The 15,022-nt window shown below is 36.8% G+C and carries 16 protein-coding genes; 9 read left to right on the top strand and 7 right to left on the bottom strand.

Features of this window, described 5'->3' with window-relative positions:
* Positions 1-68 precede the first annotated feature (68 nt).
* The 3 genes from OLM58_RS07045 to hemA all read right to left on the bottom strand — a co-directional run bounded on the left by OLM58_RS07045 (position 69) and on the right by hemA (position 3,100).
* Positions 69-734, bottom strand: a complete 666-nt coding sequence (locus OLM58_RS07045) for a uroporphyrinogen-III synthase (RefSeq protein ID WP_264531735.1) — start codon at positions 732-734, stop codon at positions 69-71.
* Positions 734-1,657 carry a hydroxymethylbilane synthase gene (gene hemC / locus OLM58_RS07040; protein WP_070906283.1) on the bottom strand — a complete coding sequence of 308 codons (924 nt, stop codon included), beginning with the start codon at positions 1,655-1,657 and terminating at the stop codon, positions 734-736. Before hemC ends, OLM58_RS07045 begins: the two co-directional genes overlap by 1 nt.
* A 192-nt stretch (positions 1,658-1,849) precedes the next feature.
* Positions 1,850-3,100, bottom strand: a complete 1,251-nt coding sequence (hemA, locus tag OLM58_RS07035; protein ID WP_017495823.1) for a glutamyl-tRNA reductase — start codon at positions 3,098-3,100, stop codon at positions 1,850-1,852.
* Positions 3,101-3,327: 227 nt separating this feature from the next.
* Between hemA and OLM58_RS07030 the strand changes: the two genes are divergently transcribed.
* From OLM58_RS07030 to OLM58_RS07005, 6 genes are all read left to right on the top strand, one after another.
* Entirely contained in the window at positions 3,328-4,200 is an 873-nt protein-coding gene (locus tag OLM58_RS07030) for an AraC family transcriptional regulator (protein ID WP_017495824.1), read from the top strand.
* 240 nt (positions 4,201-4,440) lie between these two features.
* The gene (gene hemH / locus OLM58_RS07025; RefSeq protein WP_264531734.1) at positions 4,441-5,454 is read left to right on the top strand and encodes a ferrochelatase; all 1,014 of its coding nucleotides are present in this window, start codon (positions 4,441-4,443) and stop codon (positions 5,452-5,454) included.
* Between the two features lie 36 nt (positions 5,455-5,490).
* The gene (locus OLM58_RS07020) at positions 5,491-6,039 is read left to right on the top strand and encodes a CopD family protein (RefSeq protein WP_070906285.1); all 549 of its coding nucleotides are present in this window, start codon (positions 5,491-5,493) and stop codon (positions 6,037-6,039) included.
* 143 nt (positions 6,040-6,182) lie between these two features.
* Positions 6,183-7,598 (top strand): ATP-binding protein, encoded by a 1,416-nt coding sequence (locus tag OLM58_RS07015; RefSeq protein WP_264532431.1) that lies wholly within the window; start codon positions 6,183-6,185, stop codon positions 7,596-7,598.
* Positions 7,599-7,608: 10 nt separating this feature from the next.
* Positions 7,609-8,391 carry an enoyl-CoA hydratase/isomerase family protein gene (locus tag OLM58_RS07010; RefSeq protein ID WP_264531733.1) on the top strand — a complete coding sequence of 261 codons (783 nt, stop codon included), beginning with the start codon at positions 7,609-7,611 and terminating at the stop codon, positions 8,389-8,391.
* A gap of 131 nt (positions 8,392-8,522) precedes the next feature.
* Positions 8,523-8,921: a hypothetical protein gene (locus OLM58_RS07005; protein WP_070906287.1), complete on the top strand. Its 399-nt coding sequence runs from the start codon at positions 8,523-8,525 to the stop codon at positions 8,919-8,921.
* Positions 8,922-9,026: 105 nt separating this feature from the next.
* On the opposite strand, the gene OLM58_RS07000 is transcribed toward OLM58_RS07005, so the two are convergent.
* The 4 genes from OLM58_RS07000 to OLM58_RS06985 form a co-directional block, all read right to left on the bottom strand.
* Complete coding sequence (locus OLM58_RS07000) at positions 9,027-9,257, bottom strand: hypothetical protein (protein ID WP_264531732.1); 231 nt, start codon at positions 9,255-9,257, stop codon at positions 9,027-9,029.
* A 47-nt stretch (positions 9,258-9,304) separates the two neighbouring features.
* Positions 9,305-9,958, bottom strand: coding sequence for a metal-dependent transcriptional regulator (locus OLM58_RS06995; protein WP_264531731.1), 654 nt, complete (start codon positions 9,956-9,958; stop codon positions 9,305-9,307).
* A gap of 102 nt (positions 9,959-10,060) precedes the next feature.
* On the bottom strand, positions 10,061-11,932 hold the full coding sequence (locus tag OLM58_RS06990; protein WP_264531730.1) for an Nramp family divalent metal transporter: 1,872 nt from the start codon (positions 11,930-11,932) through the stop codon (positions 10,061-10,063).
* Positions 11,933-12,006: 74 nt separating this feature from the next.
* The gene (locus OLM58_RS06985; RefSeq protein WP_017495834.1) at positions 12,007-12,399 is read right to left on the bottom strand and encodes a Fur family transcriptional regulator; all 393 of its coding nucleotides are present in this window, start codon (positions 12,397-12,399) and stop codon (positions 12,007-12,009) included.
* A 93-nt stretch (positions 12,400-12,492) separates the two neighbouring features.
* Between OLM58_RS06985 and OLM58_RS06980 the strand changes: the two genes are divergently transcribed.
* The 3 genes from OLM58_RS06980 to OLM58_RS06970 are packed head-to-tail and all read left to right on the top strand — an operon-like array spanning position 12,493 to position 14,975.
* On the top strand, positions 12,493-12,840 hold the full coding sequence (locus OLM58_RS06980) for a MerC family mercury resistance protein (RefSeq protein WP_264531729.1): 348 nt from the start codon (positions 12,493-12,495) through the stop codon (positions 12,838-12,840).
* 2 nt (positions 12,841-12,842) lie between these two features.
* The gene (locus OLM58_RS06975; protein WP_264531728.1) at positions 12,843-14,048 is read left to right on the top strand and encodes a GTP-binding protein; all 1,206 of its coding nucleotides are present in this window, start codon (positions 12,843-12,845) and stop codon (positions 14,046-14,048) included.
* Positions 14,049-14,060: 12 nt separating this feature from the next.
* On the top strand, positions 14,061-14,975 hold the full coding sequence (locus tag OLM58_RS06970) for an NAD(P)/FAD-dependent oxidoreductase (protein ID WP_264531727.1): 915 nt from the start codon (positions 14,061-14,063) through the stop codon (positions 14,973-14,975).
* Positions 14,976-15,022 lie beyond the last annotated feature (47 nt).

Here is a 15,022-nt window from a genome sequence, read left to right as displayed (position 1 = left end):
GCTTTAAGCGATGTTTGTTTTTTATTTTTTGTGTTTGCTTGCAGCCTAAAGCTTAAAGCATACAGCGATTATTTATATTCTTGTAAAACATCTTCAATCACATCCTCAACCGTGGGCTGATCTGCAATAACAATGTTTTTGGTAATTTTTTCTAAAGCTTCTGCGGTAGTTTCTCCAATGCAAAAGCAGGTTTCTTTTTTAATCGAATTCTCTTTCAGATAACTTTGTACACCTGATGGACTGAAAAACAGAATAGCATCAACAGGAGTCTTTATTTTCTGCGGGGTCAAAGATGTGTCATAAACCTGAATTTCATTGAATTTTATTTCAGCATCTTTTAAAGCTTTTGGCAATGTTTCTCTGCGAAGATTTCCACTGAAAAAAGTATAACTTTCACTGCGGTATATTAAAGTGATAATTTCGGCTAAATCGGCAGCATAACCAGTGTAAGCTACTACATTGAATCCATTTTCTGATAAGAGAATCTTGGTTTTTAAACCAACGCAAAATACATTTTTACTTTTCAGTTCTTCCGATTTGGGATGGGAGAGAACACTATGAACGGCATTCTGACTTGTGAAAATCAAATTATCGTTGAGGTCTTTTATTTCGAAAGGTTTGTTTTCGGTTTGAATAAAATCGGCTTCAATAACTTCAAGATGAGCGGTTGTTAAGGCTTGTCTTTGCTCTGTTGAAAGCTTTTTTGTGGATAATATTTGAATTGATTTACTCATTATTTTTTCAAAGATTCTTTAATGGCTTGCATCAATTCTGTTCCGCCGTTGTTTAGAATTTCCTGAGCAGCAAAGAATCCCAGTTTTTTCCACTCTCCAATTTCAACAGTCTTGTTGATTTCCAGTTTTTGTTTTCCATCAACCGAAAGTAAAACACCCTGAAAGTGAAGTGTGTCCTCTTCTTCATTATAGCGAACCAAAGCTCCGATTGGTGCCGTACAGCCTCCTTCAAGAGTTCTTAAAAACTGGCGTTCGATATAGGTGCAAATTTCAGTTTCAATATCGTTTAATTGTGAAAGGGCTTCAAGGGCATAGTTGTCATTTTCCATGGCCACAACCACCATGGCCCCTTGTGCCGGTGCGGGAATCATCCAGTCCAGATCGATATAATTTTCCGGTTTTAAGTTGATACGCTCCAAACCTGCTGCAGCAAAAACAGCCCCGTCCCAGTTGTTGTCCTGTAATTTTTGCATACGGGTATTAACATTTCCGCGTAAATCGACAACAGTATGATTAGGGTATTTGTTGAACCATTGCGCCTGACGACGTAAACTTCCGGTTGCGATTGTACTTGGATTGGCAAAATCAGGATTCCCTTTATGAACCAGAATATCAAGAACATTGGCTCTTTCTAAAACTGCTGCCTGAACAATACCTTTTGGTAAAGCTGTAGGTACATCCTTCATCGAGTGAACGGCAATATCCACGTCACCATTAATCATAGCAACATCCAACGTTTTGGTGAAAATTCCGGTGATGCCAAGTTCGTAAAGTGGTTTGTCAAGGATAATATCACCTGTAGATTTTACTGCAATAATTTCGGTTTTATAACCCAGATCGTTTAGTTTTTTCTCGACAGTGTGTGCTTGCCAAAGTGCCAATTCGCTATCGCGGGTTCCAATTCTGATTGTTTTTTCTGCCATTTTTATATTTTAAATCAAATCCGGGGTTAAGATAATTTGATTGTTATTTTTTAAACACATAGTTACATAGATTAAAAAATGTAGAAAGTGATTTCATTCATTAATAAATCTCATAGCTATGCGAAAAAATCCAGATTTTCTAATCTCGGTTTTATGTTCGCAATCCATAACTGTGTTTCTATGTGTTTAAAATTAAGATGCTTTTATTTTGAAGACTTTCTCGATCCATTCGATGCTTTCATCAACCATGGTATCGTCGTCTTTTAAGTGATTGGCAAAATGAGTAGTGATTTTCTGGATGATTCGGTTACTGATAATCTCAGCTTGTTCCTCATTAAAATCAGCAATTTTTCTGCTTTGAAAATCTAATTCCGAGTTTTTAATCGCGTTCAGTTTTTCTTTCAAAGCATTAATGGTAGGAGCAAATTTACGGCCTTTAGTCCAGGTTATAAACTCTTCTTTAACTTCTTCTATAATGGCTTCGGCAGCAGGAATATGCAGTTTTCTGTTTTCCAGCGTTTCATCTGTCAACTGTGATAAATAATCCATGTGAATCAAGGTCACGCCTTCTAACTCCTCAACATTTTCATTAACGTTTTTCGGAATAGATAAATCCAGAATCAATAAAGGTTTTTTAAGATTCAGGATCGCTTTATCAACGGTTGGGTTTTGAGCCCCGGTTGCTACCACAACCACATCGGCTTTTTGAAGCTCAAGATGCAATTCGGAGTAATCTTTAACAATCAAATTCAGTTTTCCAGCTAATTTCTCTGCTTTGTCCTTCGTACGGTTGATTAAGGTGATGTGCTCGTTTTTAGTATGTTTTACTAAATTTTCGCAGGTATTTCTCCCTATTTTCCCGGTTCCGAAAAGCAGAATGTTTTTGTTTCCGATATCTTCTACATTTTTAAGAATGTATTGTACCGAGGCAAAAGAAACCGAAGTGGCTCCTGAACTGATTTCTGTTTCGTTCTTGATTTTTTTACTCGCCTGAATCACGGCGTTTACCAGTCTTTCCAAAAAAGCATTGGCTAAACCCATTGATTTCGAATGGGTAAAACTGGTTTTGATTTGAGAGATAATCTCAAAATCACCTAAGATCTGGCTGTCTAAGCCGGTTCCTACGCGAAACATGTGATTGATCGCTTCCTGATTTTTATAAACAAATCCTACTTTTTGAAAAGCATCAACAGATCCGTTACTATTATCGCAAATTAACTTTATTAATTGAAAAGGATGTTCTGCAAAACCGTAGATCTCGGTTCTGTTGCAAGTCGAAGTGACAATTAAACTTTCTATTCCCTCTTTTTTAGCCTGTTCCAACAAATGTGTTTTGGCAACTGCATCCAGACTAAATTGACCTCTGACCTCAGCATCAGCTTTTTTATAACTCAGACCAACTGAATAAAAATAAAGGTGTTTCGGTACGTTATTGTTTTCCATAAATTCACTTTCATAAAAGTGCAACAAAATTATCATTATAGTGTTTAGAAAAATAACGCTAAAAGTACTTTTTGTATCGCTACATGTTTTTTTGTTTCTAAACAGCTGTTTTTATGCAAAAAGAAGTATTTTTGTAGCAAAATCAAGTTGTTAGAAAAGGTTTGTTTAGAGTGATTCTAAATAACATTCTCCGTTTACGCTAATTTTTGTTTCAAAAAAATATCGCTATGAGTTCTCAGGAAATTATTAAAATCGAAGATGACTTTACGCTGATTCGTTTTCAAAACGACAGTTCAGAGCTCTTTTTGGGGCAGCATGAAGTAGGTAGTGGTCTGATACAGTTTCACTTTGGGATAAAAGGCAATGCTAAATTTTTGTTCAATCAGGGAACTTATGCTCTGGAATTGAAAGAAGAAAAATCGCTCCTTTTGTACAATCCACAAAAAGAATTACCATTGAATTTAGAACTTTCTCCAAATTCCTGGGTGATTTCGGTAATCGTATCGATCAAAAAATTTCACGCGTTGTTTTCTGCCGAAGCAGATTATATTACTTTTTTAAGTCCTGATAATAAGGACAAAAAATATTATAATGAAGGAAATATTAGTCCTTCTATGGCTATTGTGCTGAGTCAGCTGTTTCATTACAACCTGCATCCGTCCATAAAAAATCTTTATTATAAAGGAAAAGGATATGAATTACTGAGTCTGTATTTTAACAGAACCGAAGATCCAAATGCGGAACAATGTCCATTCCTTATTGATGAGGATAATGTTTTGAAAATAAGAAGAGCCAAAGAAATTATCATCGCAAATATGGCTGAGCCACCAGGTTTGCAGGAACTGGCAGATGAGATTGGTCTAAATCTGAAGAAACTAAAAATGGGTTTCAAACAAATTTATGGCGATACAGTGTACGGATTCCTATTTGATTACAAAATGGATTTCGCCCGAAAACTGCTCGACAGCGGTTCGTATAATGTGAACGAAGTTGGATTGAAAATTGGTTATAGCACAGGAAGTCATTTTATTGCAGCATTTAAAAAGAAGTTTGCTACAACTCCGAAAAAGTATTTGATGTCGATTAACGCTAATGTTTAAGTTTTAAACAACCGGAACGATAATAAAGTGCCGGGGCAATTTCAGAAATGAACTTGAAAGAATCTGCGAAATCTGAGTGAAAATTTCTAACGAATCAATTTTTGATATTCGACAATAAACAAAAAGTAACATTTATCATATTTCTAAAAAGCTGCAAGCGCTACTTTTGACGAAATTTTTAAAAACAAACATATTAAAAGCTTAAAGCCTAGAGCTTAAAGCCTAAAGCAAAAAAACATAATGAAAGGCGTATTATTAGTAAACTTAGGATCTCCGGATAGTCCGACACCAAAAGATGTAAAACCATACTTAGACGAATTTTTAATGGATAAATACGTGATCGATGTTCCGTTTTTATTAAGAGCTTTGTTGGTTCGTGGTATTATTTTAAGAAAAAGACCGGAAGAATCAGCACATGCTTATGCGAAAATATGGTGGGATGAGGGTTCTCCTTTGGTCGTGCTTTCTGAAAGAATGCAAAAAAAGGTTCAGCCTTTGGTAAATGTACCGGTTGCTTTAGCAATGCGTTACGGAAGTATGACCATCGAAAAAGGACTTCAGGAATTACATGAAAAAGGTGTTACAGAGGTATTGCTTTTCCCTTTATACCCGCAATATGCGATGGCTTCGACTTTGACTATTTTAGTTAAGGCAGAAGAAATTCGTAAGAAAAAATTTCCACAAATGACTTTTACTGATGTTCCTGCGTTTTACAATAAACCGGATTATATCAAGAATCTGGCTGATTCTATTCAGAAACATTTGGTTGGTTTTGATTACGATCATTTATTGTTCTCGTACCATGGAATCCCGGAACGCCATATTCGTAAAACCGATGTGACGAAATCACACTGTAAAATTGACGGATCTTGTTGCAATACACCTTCACCTGCGCATGATTTTTGCTACCGTCATCAATGTTATGAAACAACCAGGCAAGTCGTGAAGTTATTAGGACTTCCTGAAGATAAGTATAGCTTAACATTTCAGTCACGTTTAGCGGGAGACAAATGGCTGGAGCCTTATACTGATGTTGAAATTGATAAGATGCCAGCAAAAGGAATCAAAAATTTGGCGGTTGTAACACCAGCTTTCGTTTCGGATTGTTTAGAAACTTTAGAGGAAATCGCAATGCGTGCCAAAGAAGATTTTGAAGCAAACGGAGGCGAAGAGTTTTTGGCAATACCTTGTTTGAATGACGACGACGAGTGGTGCCAAACGGTAGGTAACTGGATTAACGATTGGGCGAAATAGAAAATAGAATAAAGAGTAAAGAAAAAAGACTTTATGATGGAGTACTACAATTACTTAAAATCACTACATCTTATATTTGTAATCACTTGGTTTGCAGGATTATTTTACATCGTGCGTTTATTTGTATATCAAATAGAAGCCAGTGAAAAACCGTCTCCCGAGAAAGAAATTTTGCAGGCACAGTACAAAATAATGGCCTATCGTTTGTGGTACATTATTACATGGCCCTCAGCAATATTGGCGAGCATTTTTGCTTTTTGGATGCTGCTTTTTACGGATTTGGGTAACGCCTGGCTTAAAATGCCCTGGATGCATGTAAAATTGTGTTTTGTATTTCTATTGTATCTCTATCATCTTAAATGCCATCAGATTTTTAAACAATTGCAGAATGATGAGGTGAAATATTCCAATAACTTCATGCGTTTATGGAATGAAGGTGCTACCATCATACTATTTGCAGTAGTTTTTTTAGTGGTTTTAAAAAGTGCCATCAACTGGATTTTTGGTGTGATCGGAATTATTTTATTCTCAGTTTTGATCATGTTGGGGTTTAGATTTTATAAAAGAATAAGAGAGAGGAAATAGTTTTTTTAGTTTCAGGTTTCAAGTTTCAAGTTGCCAAACGCAAAGAAACCTGAAACCTGAAACCTGAAACAAACAAAACAAAAACTATGTTTAACAACTTTAAAATGTCAATGCTTTCGCTTCGTACCAGGATTTTCCTGTCGATGATTGTATTGATTGTTGTGGCATCGTTTTTATTAGCGTCTATTTCCATTATTCAGTTTAAAAATGAAGCAAAAGAATACCATCAGGAACGTCTCGAGCGCAAAGAAAATGCCGTAAAAGAACACATTAATTATGTGCTTTCCACAACAACATATCCTTTAAAAACCGCCAATCTGGATTTAATCTTTAAAGATAAAATACACGAACTGGCTCAGATTCATAAAATCGAAATCAATATTTACAGTCTTGATGGTAAATTATTGAAATCTTCCAAAGAATCTTTCGCCGTTGATAAAGTTGCCCCCCCAATTCCCGAGTACATCCTGAAATTAGTACGTTCTTCTATCGAAAAACGTTTTGTAGATATTAAAACCATTGATGGCGTTAAAAACAGATCGTCTTACAGTTTGATTAAAGATGAAAAGTTCAAACCTCTTGGGATTCTAAACCTTCCCTATTTAGAAGATGACGGGTACTACGACAATGAGCTCAATACCTTTTTGATTCGTTTAAGTCAGGTATATTCCTTCATGCTTATTGTGGCTTTTGGATTGGCTTATTTTTTATCGACTTATATTACAAAATCACTAAAAACAATCTCCGATAAACTGGAAGAAACAAACTTAGACCAGAAAAACGAGAAGATCGTTTTAGAAGCCAACAGTAAGGAAGTCAATTTCCTAATCAAGGCTTATAACGGAATGGTGGATAAATTGGAAACCAGTGCTATAAAATTAGCCCAAAGTGAACGTGAAGAGGCATGGCGCGAAATGGCGAAACAAGTCGCCCATGAAATCAAAAATCCGCTTACACCAATGCGTTTGACTGTGCAGAGTTTTCAACGTAAGTTTGATCCAACTGCACCGGATGTTAAGCAAAAACTAAAGGATTATTCAGAGACCTTAATCCAGCAAATTGATACCATGACAGCGGTGGCATCGGCATTCTCGAATTTTGCTTCGATGCCGGCGCAACAAAACGAAACCTTAAACGTGGTTGAGGTTGTTGAGCTTTCATTAGATATTTTCAATGAAGATTATATCGTTTTTGAAAGTGAAGAGGAGGAAATTATCTCCAAGATGGATCGTACACAATTGATACGGGTTATCACCAATCTTGTTAAAAATGCAACACAGGCAATCCCGGAAAGCCAATTTCATAAATCGATTGTAGTTACTGTAAAACGAATCGATGACGATGTTGAAATTGCGGTAAAAGACAACGGGATCGGAATTCAGAAACAGGATATCAGCAGAATTTTCGAGCCAAAATTTACCACAAAAACAAGCGGAATGGGACTTGGACTCGGAATTATCAAAAACATCATCGAAAATTACAAAGGAACAATTACCTTTGAATCAACTTACGGAAAAGGAACGACATTCAGAGTTTCTTTACCGATAACAAACTCATAAAATTAGCATCATGAACTACGAAAATATTTTAATCTCAATCGAAGAAAGAATTGCGACCGTAACCATCAATAGACCTACCAAATTAAATGCGTTAAACAAAGCTACAATAAGTGATTTAAGTAAAGCAGTGAAGTTGTTGGGTAAAAATGATGATGTTCGTGTTATCATTATCACCGGAAGTGGGGAGAAGGCATTTGTAGCCGGAGCTGATATTTCGGAATTCGCCAATTATACCATCATCGAAGGAGCGCAATTGGCGGCAGAAGGACAGGAAACTTTATTTGATCTTATTGAGGGTTTGAAAAAACCTGTAATTGCGGCTGTAAATGGTTTTGCTCTTGGCGGTGGATTGGAATTGGCCATGTCTTGTCATTTCAGAGTAGCCTCAGACAATGCTAAAATGGGCTTGCCGGAAGTAACTTTAGGATTGATTCCGGGTTACGGAGGAACGCAGCGTTTGCCACAATTAGTAGGGAAAGGCCGTGCGATGGAAATGATTATGACCGCTGCTATGATTGGTGCCGAAGAGGCCAAACAATACGGTTTAGTGAATCATGTAGTGCCACAAGCAGAGCTTTTGGATTTTACTACCGGAATCGCTCAAAAAATTATTAAAAATGCACCATTTGCAATCGCTAAAGCCATAAAAGCGATCAATGCGAACTATACCGATGGTAAAAATGGTTTTGACACCGAGATCAAATCATTCGGGAAATGTTTCGGAACTCAGGATTTCAAGGAAGGAACAACGGCATTTTTAGAAAAACGTAAAGCTGAATTTACCGGAAAATAAATTTTTTCATAACCGCTAAGACCGCAAGGATTTACGCAAGGTTCGCCAAGTTTTTAATTTTTCTTGTGTCCTTTGTGTAAATCTTAGCGATCTTAGCGGTAAAAGACTTAGAACCTTAGAACCTTAAAAAAATGTACGAACCAATATTTGCCCTTTTTTGTGAACGAGTTAAAGAAAGCATCCAGGCGGGAACTTTCGCAAAATTGACTTTGGCTAAAACAATGGGCGATACCGAGATTAAAAACATCTATTTTCGCTTGGTTTTGAATGAAGATAATACCTTCTCTATTTCTTTAACAACTCGTTATAAAACGGAAGAAATTGAAAGCGTTCATACCTTAGACGAAGCGCTATTGGTATTAGGAACTTATATTAAAAATCCATTTTTAACAGCCTTATTGTTTACCACAGATAATGACTTGACGTTTAAGGTGAACAAGAAGAATGCAGGAAGTATTATCGAACAGCCGCCAACGTTTAAAAACGCTTCTCCGGTAATGCTGGAAATGATCGAGAAAGGGATTGTTTAAAGGATACTATTTATCGTTACGGTTATTTTGTAGAGAAATGGTTTGAAGCAAAGGCCTCGTTCCGATGGAACTCTATTGTGTTTTTGCATTTTTTGGGTAAACGGATTAAAATCCGTTGCTACAATATGTTCCGTTCCTTTTGAACTTTAATGGTATGGTGTGTTTCCAGATTATCGAATTAAAATCTATTGCGACATCATTTGCCATTTCTCTGAAGTTTTCTGAAGCTATGATTAAAAGAGAGCCATAGGCTCGTTCTTTAATTTTGTAGGGACGGATTTTAATCCGTCCAAATGATAAATTCCCACAAGATTGAGAGCCGTAGGCTCGGCTCATTTATGGAGATCTAAAAAAATCTTTATCCATTAACGAATAACAAACCTCTAAACCAGCTTGACAAACAAGTTAGACGCAATTTTATTCGAAATAGACAGTTCTTTTCCGTCTACTTTAATTTTGACAGACAGATCAAATGATTCTTTCGATAAAAGATCAATCTTAGAACCCAAAGCAATTCCTTGTTTGTCCAGATACTTTAAAAACTCTGAGGAAGTATCTTTTACACCCACACAAACCCCGGTTTGATATTCTGTTAATTCTGAAAGCAATTGTTTTTCGATTTTAACAATCCGTCCGTTGGCATCGGGAATCGGGTCTCCATGCGGATCTTCGGTCGGATTTCCCAAAAAGTCATCCAGACGATTAATGAGTTGCTCGGATTTGATGTGTTCCAGCTGTTCGGCAATATCATGAACTTCATCCCAGGAAAAGTTGAGTTTTTCTACTAAAAAGACTTCCCATAAGCGATGTTTTCTAACAATCATTTTGGCGGCCAGTTTTCCATTCTCCGTCAGCGAAACACCCTGATACTTTTTGTAGTTGACTAAATCTTTCTCCGACAATTTTTTAAGCATATCGGTAACTGATGAAGCTTTAGTTTCCATCATTTCGGCAATGGCATTAGTGCTCACTTCAGCATCGTTTGAAGCCGTAAGGTGGTATATGGATTTAAGATAGTTTTCTTCTGAAAAAGTCATTTTTTTATTTTTTGAGGTTCAAAGTTACAAAGGGATAAAGGTTCATAGTTTTAAAAGCTTTGTCCCTTTGCGGCTCTGAACCTTTGTTCCTTTTAAAAAGAACTATTTTTTAACAATTAGCAAAGGTATAGAAATTTTGTGTCTCAATTTGTCTACCGTTGTGCCAAACAAAATATCTTTTAGTCCGGTGTGGCCATGGGTTCCCATTACTAAAATGTCAAAATTACCAAGATTGATGATTTCCGGAATAACACTGTTGGGTTTTCCAAAGCCAAGTTCCGTTTCGATTTTGAAACCTTTTAAAGACAGCATCTCTTTGTATTCTAATAATAGCTTTTCGTCGATAGTTGTTTCATGATCGTCGACATTGCCTCCATACATCAAAGCTCCAACAGTTTCAACGATGTGAATTAAGGTGTATTGCGCGTCGATTCCGCCCAGTTCAAAGGCATTGTTTAGTGCAGCTTCATCGGCCTTAGAAAAATCGACTGTAATGGCTATATTTTTCTTGCCATAACTTTCTTTTGGCGTATAGACCAATTTTAAATGATGTGGAGAATGATTCTCGATATTTGACTTTATTCTAGTGACAAAAGGTTTGAAAATAATGTAAAGTAATAAAGCCAGAAATCCAAAAGCAAGCGGAACCACTGTCAACCAGAGAACGGTTGGGTTATCAGAGTTTTGCAGCCACGAAGTGATTTCGTCATACACCAGCTTTGCATTCAGAGTTACGATAATCGAAGCAATAACCCATGCGGCTACCTGTGTCGTTCTTGAAATATGAAAACCTTTCATTTTGGTTTTATCGCTCACGAAATGAATCAGCGGAATAATCGCGAAACCAAGTTGTAAACTCAAAATAACCTGACTTAGAATTAATAATTTCCCTGTTACGCTTTCGCCATAAATTAAAATGACTACTACGGCAGGTACGATGGCAATCAATCGTGTTAAAATTCTTCGTACCCAAGGCTGGATGCGTAAATTCAGGTAACCTTCCATTACAATCTGACCGGCTAAAGTTCCTGTTACAGTTGAGCTTTGCCCCGCAGCAATTAAAGCCACCGCAAATAAAATAGGCGCCCATTTAGTTCCCAGTAAAGGTTCGAGAAATTGATGCGCATCCTGAATTTCAGCCACTTCAAACATTCCGTTTTTGTAAAAGGTAGCAGCTGCAAGGATTAGAATGGCAGCATTTACAAAAAAGGCCAGGTTTAAGGCGATAGTCGAATCTATAAAGTTGTATTTCAATGCCTGCTTGATTCCGGCCGGAGTCCTGTCGAATTTTCGGGTTTGTACAAGTGATGAATGTAAATACAAATTGTGAGGCATCACCGTGGCACCAATAATTCCGATGGCAATGTACAAAGCGGCAGAACTTGGAATTGAAGGAACCAGACCGTAAATAACTTTATCCAGTTCAGGTTCTGCAAAAATCATTTCGAATATAAAGGAGAATCCAATGATAGCCACCAATACAATAATAAAAGCCTCCATTTTTCGAATTCCTTTGTTAATCAGGAATAACAATAAGAAAGTATCCAATACGGTAATTAAAACCCCCTCGATTAACGGTATGTCAAATAAAAGATTAATTCCGATCGCCATTCCCAGAACTTCGGCAAGGTCACAGGCGGCAATAGCAATTTCAGCTAAAAAGTATAAAATGTAATTGATAGATCTGGAGTAAGTCTCTCGCGATGCCTGTGCCAAATCACGTTGGGTCACAATTCCAAGCCTTGCACTTAAACTCTGAAGCAGCAACGCCATCAAATTACTCATCAGTAAAACCCAAAGTAAAGAATACCCAAACTGACTTCCGCCGGCAATATCTGTTGCCCAGTTTCCCGGGTCCATATAACCGACACTTACCAGGTAAGCCGGTCCTAAAAAGGCTAATATTTTTCTAAATCCTGTTTTTTTATGTTGTGTAGCAACCGATTGGTGTACTTCTTCTAAAGATTTGGTCATTGTAAAAATGTTGTTTGAACAAATATAGGGATAAATTATATCTGCACAACAATATTTTTAGACAAGTCTAAATCTTAATTGTTTGAATTCAAACAATTCGGACACAATCCTGACAAGGTGAAGTTTATCTCATTTACTTTATAATTGTGTGGAATAATATAGCTCGGTTTTACATTTTCAAGACAAGTGACCTCGAGACATTTTTCACAGCTAAAATGAGCGTGATTGTGAATGTGTACTCTTTGAGCATGATGATGGCATTTGGCATACTTTACGGTACCGTCAAGATTCACAATTTTATGAACGATATCTTCATTTACTAACCGGTCTAATATTCTGTAAACGGTCACACGATCGCACAAATCATCAATCTGTTTGTGAATTTCGGTATGAGACAGGGCGGTTTTAGATTTGTCAAAAATCTCTAGAACCGCTGTCTTTGCTGCTGTATTTCTTGTTGTTTTCATTTTTAGAGCATTAAAAAAAATAATGCAACAATGTTGCATTAAAAATAAAATTCTATATTTGCAACATAATTGCATTAAGCAAATGTACTGAAAATGAAGAAAACAACGACGCCTTTTTACGATATATTAGGAATCTCAAGTGCTGCCATTTGTCTGGTTCATTGTCTGATATTTCCGCTACTTACTATTTTGCCTTTGGGCATTAGTCATAATCCATTTATCGATTTGACCTTTGCTTCAATAGGTTTAATTGCAATCCTCAAAATTATTAAAAAATCAAGTCTTTTAGTCGCTATAACTTTGATTTTATCGATATCTCTGATTTGGATCAGTATTCTGAGTGAAATGATACTGGATGTTCATTTGGATCTGATTCTTATTGGCGGTATTGGAATGATTATCGGACATCTTCTAAATTATAAAAACCACAAACACATTTAGTAATGAAAAAACTACCCGTAACCGTTTTAAGCGGATTTCTTGGTGCAGGAAAGACAACGCTTCTCAATCATATTCTTCACAACAAAGAAAACCTTAAAGTTGCTGTTATCGTAAATGACATGAGTGAAGTTAATATAGACGCGCAGCTCGTGAAGAAGGAGTATACCTTGTCGAGAACGGAAGAAAAACTGGTCGAAATGACGAATGGCTGTATTTGTTGCACCTTGCGGGAAGATTTAATGCTTGAAGTTGAAAAACTGGCCAAAGAAAGCAGGTTTGATTATTTGCTTATCGAAAGTACAGGTATCAGCGAACCGATTCCGGTAGCGCAGACTTTCTCTTTTGTGAACGAAGAGGAAAATATTGACTTGTCCAGATTTAGTTACATCGATACCATGGTGACTGTTGTAGATAGTTTTAATTTTTTTAAAGATTTTGGTTCGGCCAAAACACTGCGGGAGCAAAACTTATCTGATCTTGAAAATGACAATCGAACGATCGTCAACCTTCTGGTAGATCAGGTAGAATTTGCTAATGTTATCATTTTGAATAAAACAGATCTCGTTAGTATCAGATCATTAGAATTTTTGAGAGCTTCTATTCAAAAGCTGAATCCTGTGGCGAAAATAATCACTTCGGTTTCAGGCAAAGTAGATCCAAACGAAATTATGAACACGGGATTATTCAATTATGAAGAAGCCGAGAATTCAGCGGGTTGGATTCGGGAATTAGAAGGTATTCATACACCTGAAACAGAAGAATACGGAATTAGTTCTTTTGTATTTCGGGATCCCAGGCCTTTTCATCCCAATCGATTGTGGAATTTTTTTACATCCGATTTTCCCGCCAGCATCATTCGAAGTAAAGGACTGCTGTGGATGGCATCCCGACCGGAACAAGCCATAAACTGGAGTCAGGCCGGTGGATCAATGAAAGCCGAAGGGGCCGGAGTCTGGTGGGCAAGCATGCCATTAAGTGAACGAATGACCTTTAATAATTTTGTTGAATTTCAGGATATTATAGAAGAACGGTGGACTTCTAATTTCGGCGACAGACTCAATGAACTTGTTTTTATTGGTCAGAAAATAAAAGAAACAGAAATTCTGGAAGAGCTTGAAAAGTGCCTTTGTACGCCAGATGAGATTGTAGATTATCAGGACGGATTTTTCCCGAAGAAAGATCTATTTCCCATACCAAGAACTTCTTAAAAATAGTATATAGTGATACAGAACAATAAATACGATGTTATAATTATTGGCGGCAGTTATAGTGGGCTTTCGGCTGCAATGAGTCTGGGGCGTTCTTTGCGACAGGTTTTGGTGATAGACAGTGGTTTGCCTTGTAACCGACAAACGCCTTATTCACATAATTTTATCACACAGGATGGTGAAAGACCCGAAGTTATTTCGGCGAAAGCCTTAATTCAGGTCGATTTTTACGATACCGTTCATTTTTATAACGGATTAGCAATTCAGGCAATGAAAACAAAAGAAGGATTTGAAATCAAAACAGAATCCGGAAAAGTGTTCATTTCTAAAAAGTTATTGTTTGCAACCGGAATAAAAGATTTACTACCCAAAATTGATGGTTTTAGGGAATGCTGGGGAATTTCAATATTGCATTGTCCGTATTGTCACGGCTATGAAGTCAAAAACGAAAAAACAGCGATTATCGCTAATGGTGATATGGGGTTCGAATATGCAAAACTAATTTCGAACTGGACAGAGGATTTAAGAATATTAACGAACGGAAAATCAACTTTTACCACAGCGCAATCTCAAATTTTACAGCAACATAAAATTAAGGTTATAGAAGATGAGATTGCTGGCGTAAAACAGGAAAACGGAAATATTCAGCAGCTTATTTTCAAAAGTCAGGCGGCAATTGAAGTAAAAGCTATTTATTTCAGAGCGCCTTTTGAGCAGCATTGCCCACTTCCGGAAGCTTTAGGGTGCGAATTAACAGAACAAGGTTTGTTGGAAGTAGATGCATTTCAAAAAACAACAATTCCCGGAGTTTTTGCCAGTGGTGATTGTCATATTCAGGCGCGATCTGTTGCTATGGCTGTTTCTTCCGGATCTTTTGCCGGGGCTTCGATGAATAAAGAACTGATTGATGAATCATTTTTAGGTTAAATCGGATAACAATTCCATGTGATTAAAATAGCTGCAAAACCTTGAAT

The sequence above is a fragment of the Flavobacterium sp. N502540 genome (assembly GCF_025947365.1).
In the GTDB taxonomy this organism is placed as follows: Bacteria; Bacteroidota; Bacteroidia; order Flavobacteriales; family Flavobacteriaceae; genus Flavobacterium.
The sequence above is the reverse complement of the archived record's forward strand: the minus strand, read 5'-3'. Positions and strand labels throughout refer to the sequence as shown.

Excerpts from the sequence above, each read along its gene's own strand:
- hemH (WP_264531734.1), top strand. The coding sequence starts at position 4,441 with ATGAAAGGCGTATTATTAGTAAACTTAGGATCTCCGGATAGTCCGACA.
- OLM58_RS06995 (WP_264531731.1), bottom strand. The coding sequence starts at position 9,958 with ATGACTTTTTCAGAAGAAAACTATCTTAAATCCATATACCACCTTACG.
- OLM58_RS07000 (WP_264531732.1), bottom strand. The coding sequence starts at position 9,257 with ATGAGCCGAGCCTACGGCTCTCAATCTTGTGGGAATTTATCATTTGGA.
- hemA (WP_017495823.1), bottom strand. The coding sequence starts at position 3,100 with ATGGAAAACAATAACGTACCGAAACACCTTTATTTTTATTCAGTTGGT.
- OLM58_RS07010 (WP_264531733.1), top strand. The coding sequence starts at position 7,609 with ATGAACTACGAAAATATTTTAATCTCAATCGAAGAAAGAATTGCGACC.
- OLM58_RS06985 (WP_017495834.1), bottom strand. The coding sequence starts at position 12,399 with ATGAAAACAACAAGAAATACAGCAGCAAAGACAGCGGTTCTAGAGATT.
- OLM58_RS07020 (WP_070906285.1), top strand. The coding sequence starts at position 5,491 with ATGGAGTACTACAATTACTTAAAATCACTACATCTTATATTTGTAATC.
- hemC (WP_070906283.1), bottom strand. The coding sequence starts at position 1,657 with ATGGCAGAAAAAACAATCAGAATTGGAACCCGCGATAGCGAATTGGCA.
- OLM58_RS06980 (WP_264531729.1), top strand. The coding sequence starts at position 12,493 with ATGAAGAAAACAACGACGCCTTTTTACGATATATTAGGAATCTCAAGT.
- OLM58_RS07030 (WP_017495824.1), top strand. The coding sequence starts at position 3,328 with ATGAGTTCTCAGGAAATTATTAAAATCGAAGATGACTTTACGCTGATT.
- OLM58_RS06975 (WP_264531728.1), top strand. The coding sequence starts at position 12,843 with ATGAAAAAACTACCCGTAACCGTTTTAAGCGGATTTCTTGGTGCAGGA.
- OLM58_RS07045 (WP_264531735.1), bottom strand. The coding sequence starts at position 734 with ATGAGTAAATCAATTCAAATATTATCCACAAAAAAGCTTTCAACAGAG.
- OLM58_RS07015 (WP_264532431.1), top strand. The coding sequence starts at position 6,183 with ATGATTGTATTGATTGTTGTGGCATCGTTTTTATTAGCGTCTATTTCC.
- OLM58_RS06990 (WP_264531730.1), bottom strand. The coding sequence starts at position 11,932 with ATGACCAAATCTTTAGAAGAAGTACACCAATCGGTTGCTACACAACAT.
- OLM58_RS07005 (WP_070906287.1), top strand. The coding sequence starts at position 8,523 with ATGTACGAACCAATATTTGCCCTTTTTTGTGAACGAGTTAAAGAAAGC.